The organism is Streptomyces niveiscabiei, from assembly GCF_001419795.1.
GTDB classification, from domain to species: Bacteria; Actinomycetota; Actinomycetes; order Streptomycetales; family Streptomycetaceae; genus Streptomyces; species Streptomyces niveiscabiei.
This window is the reverse complement of record NZ_LIRL01000794.1, coordinates 1-16,296: the sequence shown is the minus strand read 5'-3', so window position 1 is coordinate 16,296 and position 16,296 is coordinate 1. Positions and strand designations below refer to the sequence as shown.

11 protein-coding genes and 1 CRISPR repeat array are annotated in these 16,296 nt (G+C 70.4%); of the genes, 2 read left to right on the top strand and 9 right to left on the bottom strand.

The window, feature by feature from the left end; all coding sequences use genetic code 11:
• Window positions 1-3,293, top strand: a 3,293-nt coding sequence (locus tag AOK24_RS33905) for a LamG-like jellyroll fold domain-containing protein (RefSeq protein WP_055723842.1), incomplete at its 5' end; no start/stop codon positions are given.
• Between the two features lie 143 nt (window positions 3,294-3,436).
• Window positions 3,437-3,970, top strand: coding sequence for a 2,4'-dihydroxyacetophenone dioxygenase family protein (locus AOK24_RS33900; protein ID WP_055723841.1), 534 nt, complete (start codon window positions 3,437-3,439; stop codon window positions 3,968-3,970).
• Here AOK24_RS33900 and AOK24_RS33895 read toward each other — a convergent pair.
• From AOK24_RS33895 to cas3, 9 genes are all read right to left on the bottom strand, one after another.
• Entirely contained in the window at window positions 3,946-5,979 is a 2,034-nt protein-coding gene (locus AOK24_RS33895; protein ID WP_420876715.1) for a HelD family protein, read from the bottom strand. The genes AOK24_RS33900 and AOK24_RS33895 overlap by 25 nt on opposite strands.
• Window positions 5,980-6,324: 345 nt before the next feature.
• Window positions 6,325-6,840: direct repeats of the CRISPR family, unit length 28 nt; unit sequence GGGCTACCCCCGCTGGCGCGGGGACGAC.
• An 18-nt stretch (window positions 6,841-6,858) separates the two neighbouring features.
• On the bottom strand, window positions 6,859-7,188 hold the full coding sequence (gene cas2e / locus AOK24_RS33890) for a type I-E CRISPR-associated endoribonuclease Cas2e (protein ID WP_055723840.1): 330 nt from the start codon (window positions 7,186-7,188) through the stop codon (window positions 6,859-6,861).
• On the bottom strand, window positions 7,185-8,180 hold the full coding sequence (gene cas1e, locus AOK24_RS33885) for a type I-E CRISPR-associated endonuclease Cas1e (protein ID WP_055723839.1): 996 nt from the start codon (window positions 8,178-8,180) through the stop codon (window positions 7,185-7,187). Before cas1e ends, cas2e begins: the two co-directional genes overlap by 4 nt.
• Complete coding sequence (gene cas6e, locus AOK24_RS33880) at window positions 8,173-8,961, bottom strand: type I-E CRISPR-associated protein Cas6/Cse3/CasE (RefSeq protein WP_206191316.1); 789 nt, start codon at window positions 8,959-8,961, stop codon at window positions 8,173-8,175. Before cas6e ends, cas1e begins: the two co-directional genes overlap by 8 nt.
• Window positions 8,962-8,966: 5 nt before the next feature.
• On the bottom strand, window positions 8,967-9,740 hold the full coding sequence (gene cas5e, locus AOK24_RS33875) for a type I-E CRISPR-associated protein Cas5/CasD (RefSeq protein WP_055723837.1): 774 nt from the start codon (window positions 9,738-9,740) through the stop codon (window positions 8,967-8,969).
• Window positions 9,737-10,879 carry a type I-E CRISPR-associated protein Cas7/Cse4/CasC gene (cas7e, locus tag AOK24_RS33870; protein ID WP_055723836.1) on the bottom strand — a complete coding sequence of 381 codons (1,143 nt, stop codon included), beginning with the start codon at window positions 10,877-10,879 and terminating at the stop codon, window positions 9,737-9,739. Before cas7e ends, cas5e begins: the two co-directional genes overlap by 4 nt.
• Before the next feature lie 91 nt (window positions 10,880-10,970).
• Window positions 10,971-12,119, bottom strand: coding sequence for a type I-E CRISPR-associated protein Cse2/CasB (gene casB, locus AOK24_RS33865; RefSeq protein WP_055723835.1), 1,149 nt, complete (start codon window positions 12,117-12,119; stop codon window positions 10,971-10,973).
• On the bottom strand, window positions 12,116-13,786 hold the full coding sequence (gene casA / locus AOK24_RS33860) for a type I-E CRISPR-associated protein Cse1/CasA (protein ID WP_240554256.1): 1,671 nt from the start codon (window positions 13,784-13,786) through the stop codon (window positions 12,116-12,118). The genes casB and casA overlap by 4 nt, the downstream gene beginning before the upstream one ends.
• Before the next feature lie 283 nt (window positions 13,787-14,069).
• The coding region (gene cas3 / locus AOK24_RS33855) for a CRISPR-associated helicase Cas3' (RefSeq protein WP_420876714.1) at window positions 14,070-16,296 on the bottom strand (2,227 nt) is incomplete at its 5' end.

The following is a 16,296-nucleotide window of genomic DNA, read 5'->3' as shown; positions in this document are numbered from 1 at the left end:
GCGAGGTCCTCGGCGACGCCGCCGACCTGACGGTCTCGGCCCGCGTGAAGTGGGGCACCGACGCCTCCTCCTGGCAGCGCCTCTTCGACCTCGGCACCGACACGTCGACGTACCTGTTCACGACCCCCTCGAACGGCAGCGTCCTGCGCACCGCCCTCACCACGAACGGCGGTGGCGGCGAGGCGCAGGTCTCCGGGTACGCCCCGCTCCCCGCCGACCAGTGGCGGACCGTCACCGTCACCCTGGACACGGCCGCCGGCCGCATCACCACCTACCTCGACGGCGTCGCCGTCTCCTCGGCGCCGACCAGCGTCAAGGCCAAGGACCTGCTGGCGAGTTCGGCGACGACGGCCGGCTACATCGGCAAGTCCTTCTACCCGGACCCCCTCCTCAAGGGCGCCATCGACGACTTCGCCGTCTGGCACACCGCCCTCACGCCCGAGCAGGTCGCGGGCCAGATCGGCACACTTCCCACCATGACGCAGCTCCCACAGACCGCCTTCACCCTCCGGACCACGACGGGCAAGGCCCCGGCGCTGCCGGCCGCCGCCCGCGCCTCCTTCTCCGACGGCTACGACCGCGACGCCCCGATCACCTGGGACGCCGTCCCCGCCGACAAGTACGCCAAGCCGGGCACCTTCACCGTGGCCGGGACCGCCACCGGACGCGCCGTCACGGCGACCGTCACGGTCGTGCGCGAAGGCGAGCTGACCGTCGACCTCACCTCGAACACGGGCGCGTTCCACGGCGGCGCCTCGGGGACGCTGTACGGGGTGTACGGGCCCGACGTCCCGACCAACAACCTCATCGAGGGCATGGGGCTGCGGACCGTCTCGACCAAGGCGCAGGACGGGCCCCAGCATCCGGGCGCCGACGCGCTGGAGGTCGTCAAGCCGCTCGCCGACTCCACCAACGGCGACGTCTACATCTACATGACCGACATCCACCGCGGCTTCCCGTACCAGTGGCCCGGTGACACGCCCGGCGAGAAGCTGAAGCTGTACGAGGAGAAGATCGCCAAGCAGGTCGACCAGGTCCTGCGACTCCCCGAGAAGTACCGGGACAACATCGTCTTCGTGCCGTTCAACGAGCCCGAGGGCAACATGTTCGGGACCGGCGAGTGGAGCTACAACAAGGTCAGCTGGCTGACGGACCCGGCGGACTACTTCGCCGCGTGGGACTCCGCCTACAAGCTCATCAAGGGCAAGATCCCGGACGCGCGGATCGCGGGCCCCAACACCAGCATCCTGTACGACCAGGTGAAGGGGTTCCTCACGCACGCGAAGGCGGCGGGAACGCTTCCCCAGGTGGTCACCTGGCACGAGCTGAGCCACCCGGAGGCGGTACGGCAGAGCGTCGCCAAGTACCGTGCCTGGGAGAAGGAGTTGAAGATCGGGCCGCTGCCGATCAACATCAACGAGTACGCCTTCAATTACCACACCTCGGTGCCCGGGCAAATGATCCAGTGGGTGTCCGCGATCGAGGAGTCCAAGGTCGACGCGGACATCGCGTACTGGAACATCGACGGCAACCTCTCCGACTCCGCCGTGCAGTCCAACCGGGGCAACGGACAGTGGTGGCTGCTCAACGCGTACGCCTCCATGAGCGGGCACACCGTCGCCGTCAACCCGCCCTTCCCGGGCCAGAACTACACGATGCAGGGCGTCGCCACGCTCGACGAGGCCAAGAAGCAGGCGCGGCTCATCTTCGGCGGCTCCAGCGGCAAGGGGCACATCACGTTCTCCGGCGTGCCGCGCAAGGTGTTCGGGGGTGAAGTCCACGCCTGGGTACGGGAGATCGAGTGGAGCGGGCAGGTCGGTGACAACTCCGGGCCGAAGCTCCTCAGCGAACAGAACCTGAAGGTCGCCGCCGACGGGAGCGTCTCCGTCGACTTCGGCTCGCTCAAGGAGTCCTCGGCGTACGAGATCGTCCTCACCCCGGCCGGCAAGGCGCGCGGCGTCCAGTCGGCGCCGGTGCGCTGGCAGGGGTCGTACGAGGCGGAGGACGCCGCGCACACCGGCTCCGGCTGGTCCAAGAACGGGCCCGAGGGGTCGCCGAGCGACGTCTCGAAGTTCTACACGTCCGGCGGGTACGACGTCGGCGGGCTGCGCACCGGCTCCGACGTCACCCTGGACTTCACCGTCGACGTGCCCGAGGACGGCGCGTACGACCTGAGCGTCTTCGCCAACTCCCTCAACACGTACGACAAGGTCCAGGAACAGGGCCCCACGAACGTCTTCCTCCGCGTCGACGGCGCCGCCGAGCAGGAGCTGTATCTGCCCCTCGGCTACAAGTGGGTCGTCTGGGACCACACCGACACGAAGGTCCACCTCACCAAGGGGAAGCACACCCTGACGCTCGCCGCGAAGAGCCTCGACGGCAAGCGCGCGACGAAGGGCGACGCGATCGTCGACCGCCTCACGCTGGCCCTGCCGTCGGCCTCGGCCGGCACCCGGGTGTACGAGGGTGAGTTGGCGTGGCTCGGCGGCGGCGCCCCGCCCGTGTACGGGCCCGCGCTCACCGGGTCCGGCGGCGCGCAGGTCGGGCGGGGCCAGACGGCCACGTTCTGGGTCTACTCCCCCGGCGACCGCGAGGCCACGCTCACCGTCGACTCCCTCGGCGGCGCCGGTGCCCGCCTCTCCGTCAACGGCAACGACGTCCTGCGCCTCACCCCGGGCAGGCGAGCCGTCGCGGTCTCCCTCTCCGGAGGCGTCAACAAGGTGACGGTGACGGGGAGTTCGGCCCCGACGCTGGTGGACCGCCTCACGGTCACGCCCACCGAGGGCCGCCTGCCCGTCCGTACGTACGAGGCACAGGACGCCACCCTCGCGGGTACGGCGAACCTCGTCGCCCTGCCGCTCGCGAGCGCGGGAACGGCGATCACCGGGATCGGCGGCGATCCGGGCAACGCCAACACGGCGACGTTCACCGTCACCGCCGGCAAGCCCGGCCTGTACGCCCTCCGCATCCGCTACTCCAACCCCGAGCAGTCCCCGGCAACCCACTACAACCCCGACCCCCTGACCCGCCACGCGGACCTCTCCGTCAACGGCGGCCCCCTGCGCCGCGTGACCTTCCCGCACACCTTCCACCAGGACAACTTCTGGGAGCTGACCGTCCCCGTCCAACTCCAGAAGGGGGCGAACAAGCTGACGTTCCGCTCGGAGGAACTCCCCAACTTCGACGGCACGACGTACGCCTCCGACACCTTCCCGGGAGTCCTGCTCCGCTCCCGGTACGCCCCTCTGATCGACCGCATCGCGGTCGCGCCCTACGCCCGCGAGGTGAACTGACCCGTCACGCATCCGGGCCGGGGGCGTGCTGTGCCGGCACGCCCCCGGCCCTTGACAGTGTTCGACCACCGATGCTTACCTGAGATGTCAGAGATTGACATCTAAATCCAATGGCTCAAAGTCCCCCACGAAGGACGCCGACCATGCCCGAAGCCCCCGGCACCGAGTTCTGGCAGACCCTCAAGCCGATCGCGAACTCCCTCAAGCCCGACGCCCTGCCCGAGGTCTACCTCTCCCAGGTGGCCACCGAGGACGACCGCTACTACGTCCCGTTCACGGAGACCGTGGGCTCGCGGCCCTTGTGGATCAACGTCAAGGACAACTCGTGGGCGGACATCCTGCGGGCCAAGGAGGCCGGGCTCGTCAACCGGCACTACCACCCGCATGAGGTGTTCGCGTTCACCCTCTCCGGCAAGTGGGGCTACCTGGAACGGCCTTGGACCGCGCGCGCCGGGGACTTCGTGTACGAGGCCCCCGGCGAAGGACACACGCTGGTCGCCTACGAGAGCGACGAGCCGATGAAGGCGTTCTTCATCGTCAAAGGACCCCTGATCTGGCTCGACGAGGACGGCAAGCCAGACGGGTACTTCGACGTCCACGACTACCTCGCGATGTGCCGCGCGCACTACGAGGAGGTCGGGATCGGCGCCGACTACGTGGACTCGCTGCTGCGCTGACGTACGGCGATCGTGCACAGCCGCTTCGTCGCCCGCGTCAACCCGACGTACAGATCCCGCTCCCCGCTCACCCGCGCCGCCTCGATCCCCTCGGGGTCGAGCACCACGACCCCGTCGAACTCCAGGCCGCGCGCCTGGGACGCGGGGACCAGGTGGGCCCAGCGGGTCACGCCGGCGGCGTGCAGCTCCTCGGTACGGGTGTCGGCGCAGATCACGCCGAGCAACTCGCCGGGATGCTTGGCGTGTTGGTCCTGGAGCTCCGCCAGCAGGGCGGCCGTCGAGCCGTCCGGCGTGACGGTCAGCGTACGGGGAACCTCACCGCGCCGGATGGCGCTACTGAGCTTCTGACCAGGGGCGATACGGGTGAGCAGGTCACGTGTGGTGGCCAGGATCTCGACCGTCGTGCGATAGCTGACCGTGAGGGTGTGCAGCTCGAAGCGCGCCCCGACGTGCGGGGTCAACGCCTCGCCCCAGTCCCGTGCCGTCGTCGCCGGTCCCGCCTGCGCGAAGTCCCCGACCAGCGTCATCGACCGCGCCGGACACCGCCGCACCACCATCCGCCACTGCATCGCGGTGAGTTCCTGCGCCTCGTCGACGACGACATGCCCGTACGTCCGCGAGGGCGGCCCGTCGACGAGGCTCGCGGCTTCGTCCAGCAGGGGAACATCCGCGTCGGACCACGGCCCCAGTTGAGCAACCCCGGACGCGAACAGCGCCCGTACGACGGCCTCAGCGGTGAGCGTCGGCCACAACTCCTCCACCGCCCGCTCGACTTGAGGATCCTCCAGCAGCCCCTCCCGCACCGCCTCCGCGTCGAACTCATCCGCGGCACTGCTCCCGGCCGCCTCCTCGAACCCCAGCTTCCGCAGGTCCGCGGCGGCGGCCCGGTCGAGATCCAGCCCCGTCGCCTCGGCCACCTCGGCATCGATACGCTCCAGCGTCTCCAGGGCGTCCCTCTCCAACGCGTCAGTGACCAGGTCGACGAGATACTCCTTGAACACCTGCCGGGCACGATTGTGCCCAAGTCCCGTCCCCACAGCGGCATCCCGGGCCCGCCCGACCTCCCGCTCCCCGAGCCGAACCCCCTGCACAGCGAACTCCCCGCGCACCGCCTGCCGTTGCCGGACCACCTCGGCCAGCGCGTCCGCCAGCTCCGAACTCCCCTTGATCCGCGCCGACTCGGCCGGCTCCGTCACCGCCGGCACGACCCCGGCGAGTTCCTCGCACGTCGCGAGAACGACGTCGTTCTCACCGAGGGACGGCAGCACCTGCGAAACATAGTCGAGGAACCGGGCGTTGGGCCCGAGCACCAGCACTCCGCGTTCGGCTGCGCGCGGGAACGCGTACAGCGCGTACGCGGCCCGGTGCAGCGCGACCACCGTCTTGCCGGTACCCGGCCCGCCCTGCACGACGGTGACACCCCGGTGCGGTGAGCGGACGATGGCGTGCTGCTCCGACTGGAGCGTGGCAACTGCCGTACCCATACGGCCGGTTCGCCGCGCCTGGAGGACCTCCGTGAGGGGGCTGTCCCCCACGACGTCGTCGGCGGTGGCCTCGGAGCCGTCGAGAATCTCATCGTTCACGGCGCCGACGGTTCGGCCCTCCAGCCGTAGGTGCCGCCGGCGCCGCAATCCCATCGGGTCGACGGCGGTGGCCTCGTAAAAGGGCCGGGCCGCCTCCGCCCGCCAGTCGACGAGCAACGGCAACTCAAGCTCCTCGGCGTGCAGGCCGAGGCGCCCAATATGCAGGGCGGTGCCATCTGCGGCGTCGGTCCGGCCAAAAACCATGCCGCTCTCGGCCGCCTCATAACGCCGAATCTCCCCGGCGAGCCGGGCCGCGGCAAGATCACGCTCGTACACCTCCCGCCCACCGTCGGCCGGCGCCTTGAGAACAGCCGCGAGCTGCGCCCGGACCTGCGCGACCCTCTCGTCGAACAGCCCGTACATGGTCGACACGTAAGCCTGCTGCGCCTTCACCTGACGCGCGGGACCGTCGCTGATCTGCGACAACGGGGGGCCTCCTCTGGGTGCGGCTCACCACTATGGGGGTGGGAGCCCGCAAAGGTAAGTCTTGATTTACCCGCGCTGCGGATGCCCTCCCGCTTGACGCGGTACGGTCGCCCTCCGCTCAACTCATTGCCGCCGCCAGCAAGTCCCCGCCCAGCACGATCAGTTGAGGCATGTCAAAATGCCGGGAGATTTCCGGGATGGTCGGGTCCCAGATGTTCTAAGGGGGCTGCCCTCGCTGGTGCTGGGATGACTCGTGGGATCCGACGTAAGCGGCGGCGTTGTGCGGGCTACCCCCGCGGCGCGGGGACGACCGTCTGAGGGCGGGGAGCTGGAGCCGGTCCGTAGGGCTACCCCCCGCTGGCGCGGGGACGACGCGATGCCTGACGAGCTGGTGCAGCTCGGCGTGGGGCTACCCCCGCTGACGCGGGGACGACATGTCCGGCGGCGAGGCCATCATGCGGCCGGAGGGGCTACCCCCGCTGGCGCGGGGACGACCTCGCTCCAGCCGGGACACATAGCCCTGGTCCAGGGCTACCCCCGCTGGCGCGGGGACGACAGAGAGTTCGGCAGACCCGAGTCCGCCGAGGACGGGCTACCCCCGCTGGCGCGGGGACGACCATGGACGCGCCCTTGGTCCACACCGTCCGCAAGGGCTACCCCCGCTGGCGCGGGGACGACCGAGAGGGTAGCCACGAACCGAAGCCACCGCAGGGGCTACCCCCGCTGGCGCGGGGACGACCAGGGCTGGAACGTCGCCGGAATCTCACACGTGGGGCTACCCCCGCTGGCGCGGGGACGACTGTAACCGGGTCGGAGAATGTCGTTGCTCGCAAGGGCTACCCCCGCTGGCGCGGGGACGACGCTTCCTGACCTGCTGTTTCAGCTGGTGATCATGGGGTTTTCCTTTGCCTGGTTCGTCGGGGTGCGGGGGCGGGCCATGAGGGTGATGCCGTCGAAGTCGGTGGGGGTCCAGCGGTCTTGGCCGGTGGTGCGGACGGTCCAGCCCTGTTCGTTGGGGGTGGGTTCGAGCATGATGGCCTGGCCGTCGCCAATGCGTTCGGTGAGGAGGGGCCAGAGGCGGTCGCGGATGCGGGGGTTGGGGGTTCCGACGAAGACGCCGGGGGCGACTTCGATGAACCAGCGGGTGAGGTGGCCGCGCAGGCCGGGGGGTGCGGCGATGAGGACGACGACGGTGGCTGCCGTTCTCATGGCGCTTCCTCTGTACCTGGCGTCGGGGGGTCCGGTGGGATGACGTCGAGGTGGTGGTCGTCGGTGAAGGGGGTGCCCCAGTTCCGGCCGCCGCTGACGATGGTGTCGCCGTCACCCCAGAGGCCGTTGAGGTCTTCGTCGAGGTGGGGAGCGCCGTCGGGGGCGAGGAGGTTCTTGATGTCGGTGACGATGCGGGGCAGGAGCGCGTTGGAGACGACGGCGTCGCGCAGGGCGATGCGTGCGTCGCGTTCGGAGGTGAGTCCTTTGGCGGCGAGGTCGAAGGCGGTGGGGATGGTGAAGTCGGCTTTGTAGAGGTCGGCGACGTCCAGGACGAAGGAGAGGGCGTTGCCGGTGTGGACGAAGCCGAGGGCGGGGCTGGCGCCGATGCCGGTGATGACGGCGTGGCAGATGCCGTAGAGGGCGGAGTTCGCGGCGGACAGCAGCCGGTTGACGTCGTCGCCGGCGGCGAAGGCGTCGCCGGGCCGGTAGTCGCGCTTGGTCCAGGGGACGCCGGTGCGTTCGGAGTGGTGTGCGTAGAGCTTGCGGACGCGGGTGCCTTCGCGGCCTCGGAGTTGCTGGAGGGTGAGCGTGGCGGTGTCCTCGCCGGGGAAGCGCAGGTCGTACATGCGGCGTGCGACGGCGACGCGTTCCTTGGGGCGGGTGACGAGCCATGCCTGCCGGAGCTGGAGGTGGGAGTTGCGGGCCATGCCGGTCCCGGCCGCGTAGAGGCGTACGCCTTGTTCGCCGACCCAGCAGACGGAGGTCCCGGAGTCTGCGAGGAGGGTGACGGCGGGGTGGGTGATGCGGCTGCCGGGGCCGATGAGGAGGACGGCGAGGTAGGCGGCTGGGACATGGACGACGCGGGCTTTGTTGACGAGGACGACGGCGTTGTCGTCACGGTCGATGTGGCAGCGCTCGACGTAGAGGCTGGAGATGCGGTCTTCGAGCCGGTGGACGTCCTGCGGTCCGGTCCGCCACCAGGGGTCAGCCACGGCCGGTCTCCGCAGTGATCGGGGCGAGGGTGAGGAGTCCTTGGCCGTACCCCTTCGCGGGGCCAATCCCTTCGAGCAGCGCGGTACGCAGGAGGTCGGGGTCGGTGACGCGCAGCCGTCCCTGGAAGGTGACGGTGGAGAGGGTGACGCGCGGGCCGTCGGTGCGTTTCCGGAAACGCAGGGTCTCGCGTGCCGTGAGGGTGACGGCAGGGGCGTCCACCGGCTCGACGTCGGTGGCAATGCCCGGTGCGGGCGCGAGGGTCGGGGCCGGGGGGATGGTGAAGCCGTGCCGTTCGGCGCGTCCGAGCAGCCAGCCGGTCTGCTGTGCGGCGGTGCGGTGCGCGAGGCGGAATCCGCGCGGCTGTTTCGTGCCGCCGCTCTCCTTCGCGGCCTGTTCGATGCGGGCGGTCTGCTGCTCGCTGGCCTTGTCCGGCCGGGTGACCGACTGGACGGGGTTAGCGGTGAGCCGGAACGCGAACTCCCGCCCCTTCACGATGCGTTCGAGCAGCGGCGCGTAATCGGCGACGAGAGGTTCACCGCCGTCGGCGCCGGGCCAGCCGGCCTGTTCGACCAGGTGGTGCCAGGAGGGCCGGCTGTGGGTGAGGACGAGGATCTCGGCGCGGTGGACGGTGTGGTTCTCCAAGCGCCACAGAACCCGTTCGGTGACCGGCTGGACGGCGAGCCCGTTCAGAACGGCGGCATGCATGCGGTGGGGGTTGGCCAGGAGGGAGAGTGCCTGGTTGCGGCGCGGGTTGAGCGGGATCTTCGACAGGTACGGCATGTTCCTCACCAGCCCAGCAGCGCGAAGGGGTCGTGTCCGGTGCCGTCGTCCCCGGAGGCGGGGCGGCCGGTGGGGATGGTCACCCACCGGTGGCGTACGGCGCGCCGGGTGAAGGCGGTTCCGGTCTTCAGGTCGTAGGTGTCGGGGACGTCGGCGGCGTCGAGGTCTCCGGCAGGGTCCTCGACGGTGGCCTCCAAGGTCACCTCGGCGGTGGTGATCCGGTTGCGGTGGTGTTCGGACGCCTGCCAGGGGATCTGGGTGAGCACGTCGTCGAGTCCGGCGTCCGGTTGGAGTCCCAGGCTGAGCCGTCCGGCGGGCGGGCAGGAGCGGCGTCCCAGGCTGAGGGGGAAGGCGGGGTGGCGTACGGCGTGTTCCAGGCCGTCCAGCAGGGGTGCGGGTCCGCGCAGGGCGACGGTGAATACCGCGTCCTGGAGGTAGAACCGCTGGGTGACGCCGGTGTACTTGGCGGGGGTGGTCTTCTTCGCCACCCCTTTGGCGTCGACCTTCGACGACGGCAGCGGCAGTCCGCGGTGGTCGCTGACGGTGTGGTAGTCGCGCAGCAGGGTTCCCGGCTGATCGACGCGCACCCCCAAGGTCAGGGCGAGCAGGTCGGTCAGGTCCGCGTCGCGGGAGCGCCCTTCGGCGGCGGCGAGCAGTCCCAGGACACCGGACTTGGTGGGCTGCGGCTGGGTCTCGCGGCGGTTGTAGCGGGAGGGGCCGCCCCAGGACTGCAAGGGAGCCGCCAGCCGCAGGACGAGCACCGCCCGTTCAGCACTCATCGGGCACCGGCCAGCCAGCCGCCGATCACACCGTCGAGGCTCTCCAGGAGCGCGGGGAAGGGCGCGGACGGTCCGAAGGCCTCGGCGAGTTTGTCGCCCTCGATGCCGTACGTGGCCAGGGTGTGCGCGGGCTCGCTCCCCCAGGTCCGGCTGATCTGCGTCAGCTCGTCGGCGAGCTTCGTCGCGGACTCCGTCGCGAGGCCGCTGTGGCCGGTGACCGGGGTCTCGAACGCGGAGACCAGGTTGACGGGCTGGTCCGTGCGGACGGTGACAAGGACCAGGTGCGGCAGGGTGCGGTGCGCGAACGAGTTCTGGTGTCCGGCGGGCATCGACCGGGCGAAGGCATCGACGAACCGAACGGCGGCCTCGCGGGTCGCCTGCGGGGAGGTGAGGTTGTCGCGCAGCTGGTGCACGCCGAGCACGGCGTAGCGGTAGAGCGTGGCGGAGTTGTACTCCACCGTGCCGATCATGCCCGCGCCGCTGTCCTCGACGTTCTCGTCGTCGACGGCCGTGTAGTAGTCGAACTCGGTACGCACCGCGTGCGTGGACAGAGCGTGGGCCACCTGCACGGAGGCGTCGACGTTCAGGTCCTTGAGGTCGGCGACCATCCGGCCGAACAGGGCGACTTCGGCCGGGTGTCCGGTGGACAGCGCGGCCACCACGGGGAGTTGGCTCACCTCCTTCTTCAAGTCCTCGTCGCTGAGGGCCAGCAGTTCCCCGGCGCGTCCATCGAGGAGGGCGGTGAGGCTGTCGAGCTGCCGCTTCCCGAAGAACAGCAGGTACGCCGACTGCTCCTCCTTCTTGGAGGACTTCTTGATGCCGAGCGGCTCCAGCAGCGCGGCGGTCAGCCGGTCCGCGCCGTCCTTGTCCACACCGGCGCCCCCGCCGGCGGCGGGCAGGACGAGCCGCTCGGACAGCAGGGCGGCGATCCTCTTGGTGCGGGTGGCGCGGTCCGCGGCCGGTTCGGCCTGGGCGAACTCGATCCGGGTGGCTCGCTTCCATGCCTGGGAGGAGACCCGGGCTCGCCGGGCACCGCCGTAGAGGGCCTGCTTCGGGGTCCCGGAGTCGTCCCTGTTGATGTTGGACGGCGGGAGGCTCTGAAGAATGTGGATCTCGACGAAGAGGGTGGGTCGGGTCATGACGGGGGCTCCTTGAGTGGTGATCACGGGTTTCAACGCATGGCGAGGAGCGCGCCCTGCTTTTCACGCAAGGCGCCTTCAGGTCTTCCGGTCAGGTCCGCGGTGTCGTTTCCGTGCGGAAGTCGCGGTCCCACGCAGTGCGGATCCAGGACTGCCGTTCCGGTCCGCGTGTGTCGTCCCAGGCCAGCAGTGCCTCGTGCAGGGCGTCGTAGTCGAGGCCGATGTGCGCGCGGCGCAGCAGCGGCACGAGTCCGCGCAGGTGCTGGGCCAGTTCCCCGGTGTCCAGGGAGGTGAGCAGGGTGCCGAGGCGGCGCTCGATCGCGGTGCGGTCGGCCTCGGAGCCACGAGCGAGGAGGAGACGGCAGGCGCCGCCCGGGGTGAGTCCGGGAGTGTGCACGCTCGTCTCCCTGCCCTGCTGGTGCAGGCCGAAGAGGGTGAGCGCGGTGTGCTCGGCGGCGAAACCGCGGGTCAGGGCACCTCGGGCGCGCAGGCGTGTGCTGATCCGGGTGCGGTGGACGGGCCACATCGCGGGTACGGTTCCGGCTTCGCGGCCGGTTCCGGAGCGCAGCGCCGCCAGCCGGGCGGCGGTCTTCCGGTCGGCGAGGTCGACGGTGGCCCAGTACGGCGGGCCGTCCATGATCTGGCCGTCGGCCGGGGCTTCGTTCTCCGGGTCGGTGTACTGCTGGCCCCAGGCGCGCAGCACCCTGCCGTTGTCCGGCCGCTGCCAGACCGTCAGGTCCTGGTACAGGCGGGTGTAGTCCAAGCCGATGTCGTCGCGGCGCAGCAGGGGGATCAGTCCGCGCAGGTGCTGCGCGAGTTCCTCGACGTCCTGGGCCGACGCCGCGGCCTCAAGCCGACGTTCGGCGGCATTCTCCGACAGAGCCCGATCGGTCAACGCCCGCACCGCTGTACCCAGTCCGACGCCGCGACGGTGGACCGGCCGTCCGCCGGAGGTCTGGTGAAGGCCGAAAAGGGTGAGGGCGACGTGTTCGGCCCGGTAGCTGTCGGTCGGCTGCCACTCGGACCGCCGGGCGTCGGTGAGTTCCACGCGGTGCAGACGCCGCATCGCAGGCACCTCGCCCGGCTCGCGGCCGAGACCGTCACGCAGCGCACGCAGTACCCGCTCGGCCCAGGCCGACGCAGTCCGACTGCCTCCCAGCTCTCCGGCCTGCTCCTGAGCCTGCGCCTGGGTGAACTCCTCCCAGAAGAAGAGCCGGTAACCCGCGTCCCGCTTGCTCATACCGCCCCCTCCCGCGCTTCCGCCGCGCGCGGCAGGATCTCGTTCAGCTTTCTGCGGAACATCCCGTTGGCCTTGCCGCTGCGGAAGACGACGTCCTTCCCGTTCACCTTCTCCACCCGTCCCACCACCGCCCGCGCCGGTACGGCCGCCAACAGCGCGTCCGCCTCCCGCGACGCCACCCGGTGGACAATCACCTCCCACGCCTCCTGGCCCCGTTCGAGCAGGTCGCTGTCGTCGCCAATGCCACTCAGTCCCTTCAGCAGGCGCCGCATGCTCCCGTCCACCGCGTGCAGCAGCCGTACGGAAGGACGCTCCCCCTTGTCCCTCGGAAGCGGCTGGCCACCGACGGCGCGACGCAGGTCGGAGTGGAGACCGTCCAGCGCCCGCCCGACCAGATCGGCCTGCCCCACGCACTCCAGCAGTCCCGCCCGCAGCCATTCCTCGGAGGCGACCAGCGAGGCCACGGGCAGCGGCAGCGCATCGGAGACGGCGTTCTCCACGACGGCGGACTTGTTGCCGTACTCCAGCGCACAGATCTCCACCCCCAGCGGATAGCCGACCGGAAGCACCCCGTACGCGCGCAGCTCACCGGCCTGCAACAGCAGCCGAGAGGTGTACGGACCATCCCCCTCCTCGGGCACGGCGAGAGCGAGGAGAGCACCCAGCCCCTGCCAGGCCGCCCGCCCGGACGCGTGACGGCGCGGACGCCGCGCCGACTGGCCCGCTTTCGGCTTCGCCGTGTGGTACCACGCCGTGTGGGGTTCGGTCTGGGGAGTGAGGGGAAGGCGGTCTCCCGCGCAGAGGACGACCTGCCGTACGACCGTCCCCCGCTCGGTCCACTCGCCGACCAGCCGGATACGCCGTGACTGGAACGTCAGCAGATCCAGCAGACCGTCGGCCGGGCGGGACGACCATTCGGGACCGGCCGGGCTCTTCCGTACCGGCGAGGAGGGGCGCTCGTCCCACGCCCACTGCGGACGGTCCGACTTCTCCAGCCCGGCTGGCAGTACCGGGGTGTTGAGGAGCAGCGTCTCGTAGAGGTTCCGGCCGGTTGGGACGATCACCCCGAGCTGGCCGAGCAGGCCAGTTGCGTTGCCCACCGTCTTCCCGGCCTTGGCCTGCGGGTCCCCCACGGCGCCGGTCTTGATCGCGGCGGTGTCCCAGCACTGAGTGTGCGCCAGCCACAACACGGCCTGACCTGGGGTCAGGTCCAGGTGGTCGGCCTCGTTCAGCCCAGTAAAAATAGGCGAGTTATTGCCGGAGCCGGCGTGCGGCACCAGCAGGGTCGACGGCTTCGTCTCCCCGTTCAGCGCCGTCAGTCCGGCGACCTGGCCGAAGGGGCGCTCGGGGTCGAAGAGGCGGAAGCGGTCGGCGTACCGGACCGTGAGGTAGTCGGTGAGCTTCTCGATCTCCTCCTCGGAGAACCGGCCCCGCTCGAACCGCTGCTTCCACTCGTCGTACGAACGCGGGACGCCCAGCGCGTCGAGGACTACGGGTAACAGCAGTTGGCGCAGCACTGCCGGGAGCATCGTCGCCACCGGCAGATCCAGGTTCCGGATCCCGTGCGCGCCGGTCAGCGTCGCCAGCAACCCGCCGCTGCGGACCTCGCCGTCCAGACGGACGGCCCGTAACCAGCCGTCTCGGACGAGGTCGTCCTCTGGGATCACGACTACTCCCTCTCGTGGCATCGACGCGGACCCTGCGGGGCCGCTACCCCCAGACTTTTGCAAGAAGGCTGGGTAGCTCACCCCAGTTCAGAAAATTTGTTCGTAAATCTCCGATTGGTCATTGGAACTGGCGTTTCACTGCTGGCAATTGGCCGCGAAAGCGGATGTCCCGATTGAGGAGCTAGGCTTGTTCCGCTTTCCCCGTTATGCGGGGGTGTTCCTGCTGGGTAGCTGATGAACCCGTCGTCCCTGCGCCAGCGGGGGAGGGCTCCCGCAGGCGCCTTCACACCTCGACCGTCACGAGCCCCAACTCCGCGTCGTACGTCACCTTCCGGCCGCCGAGCCGCGCCCAGCCGTCCTCCTCCAGGACCAGCGCCTTCGCGTACCGCAGCCACGGTTCTCCGGCCCAGCCCGGCAGAGCGCCGAGGTTCTGCCGGGCCTCCTGGGCCACGGCGAGCGGAAGCCGTACCGTGCCGCCCAGAAGCCGCTCGACGACCGCCTCGCTCGGAGCTTCGCCGTGCGCTCCCAGGCGTGTCCCGTCGTACGCCGTGTAGCCGCCCGGCACCCGGTGCACGATCACGGCCTCGACGCTGGGTTCACCGTCCCGTACGACGGCTTCGAGTTCCTCGTCCGCGTGGGTGCGGTCGCCGCCGTAGTGCAGACCAGCCAGCGTGGTCGACTCCCACTCACGAGGCCGCGTCAGCACCAACTCCCCCGCCCGGGCTTCGCGTTTGCCCTCCTCGGCCAGCCACCCTTCGTACGCCGCCGACTCGCCCCAGGTGGCCGGACAGAGGTTCTCTTCCCCGTAGGCGCGTGCCACTAGGGCGGGTACGTCCTGCGGGATGAGCCACCCGTGGTCCGCCCGGCCTTGGACGCTCTCCGGCAGCGGACCCGCCACCTCGGCCACCAACGCCGCTGCCCGCAGCAGCAGCCACTGCCCGTAGATCGTCACCGACGCGGGCAGAAAACACGGCCGGTCACCGGAGCCGCCTTCGACCCCCGTCACCAGGACCCGAGCCGTCCGGTGCCGTGCGGGTCGGACTGTCCCGGCGTGCCGGTGAAGCCGACCGATCCGCTGTAGCAGCAGGTCCATGGGGGCCAGGTCGGTGATCAGGACGTCGGCGTCCACATCGAAGGACTGCTCGGCGAGTTGGGTCGCCACCACGATCATCTTTTGAGGCCGGGCCGTACCCGCGTCGGGTCCCATCCGGTCCAGGCACGCCTCGGTGCGCTCCGCTCGGTGCACGGCGCACAACCGGCCGTGCAGCAGGTGCAGTTCTCCGGCGAAGTCGCCGTGCCGCAGGGCCTCGTAGATGTTCTGCGCGCGATCCACCTCGTTGACGACGACGAGCACGACGCCGCCGTCCGCCACCTCCCTCACAGCCGCGGCGGCGACGGCTGCTCCGTCCTTCGTGGTGTCCGGCAGCCATGCGGCACGGACGGGCGCCGAAGCCCGCCACGACTCGACGGCGCTCCTCGAACTCTCCACCACCGGCCTGCCGCCGACGGCGAACGCCGCTGTGACGCACGGGTATCCGGCGGGCGGCGGCACCTCCTGCGAACCGTCCTCCGCTCCCAGCGCCCCGGCGAGGTAGGCGTCGACGAAAGCCTGCCGCTGGGCCGGTGGCAGGGTCGCCGACAGCAGCACGACCGGCACCCTCGCCTGGCCCAGCCACCGCAGTGCCTCCAGCAGGAACTGCCGCATGTAGACGTCGGCGGCGTGGACCTCGTCAACGATCACGACCTTGCCCACGAGCCCGGCGAAGCGGAGCATCACGTGCCGGGTCCGTGTCGCCGCGTACAGCAGGTGGTCCACCGTGCCTACAGCGAACGCCGCCAGCAACCCTCGTTTCGGACCCAGAAGCCACACAGGAGGACCACTCCGATCGGCCCCGGTCCCTCCCCCGAACGGCATCCCGAACTCGTCGTCCTCGTCGATCGCCCCGTACACGTCCCACGGATCGGTCTCCGCCTGTGCGCCCTCCCAGATCTCACGCCACCGTGTGTTGAACCGGCGCTTGCCGTGCAACAGCGCCACCTGCGCCGCCAGCTCCGGATCGAACGAACGCACCCACTCCAGCACCTGCCCGTACATCGGATCGCTCGTCGCCTGCGTCGGCATCGCCACGAACACCCCGTCCGACCCGAACCGGGCGGCCAGCACCTCCGCCGCCGCCAACGCGCCCTTCGTCTTCCCCTCCCCCATCGGCGCCTCCACCACCAGCAGCCCCGGCACGGGCAACGACCACGCCCGCTCCACCAACTCCACCTGGGAAGCACGAGGCCGCACCCCCAGCCGGTCCGTCAACGCGTTGACGGACCGGCTGGGGGTGCGGCCTTGTGTTTCCCAGGTGGCGTTGGTGGAGCGGGCGTGGTCGTTGCCCGTGCCGGGTCTGCTGGTGGTGGAGGCGCCGATGGGGGAGGGGAAGACGAAGGGCGCGTTGGCGGCGGCGGAGGTGCTGGCCGCCCGGTTCGGGTCGGACGGGGTGTGCGTGTCGATGCCGACGCAG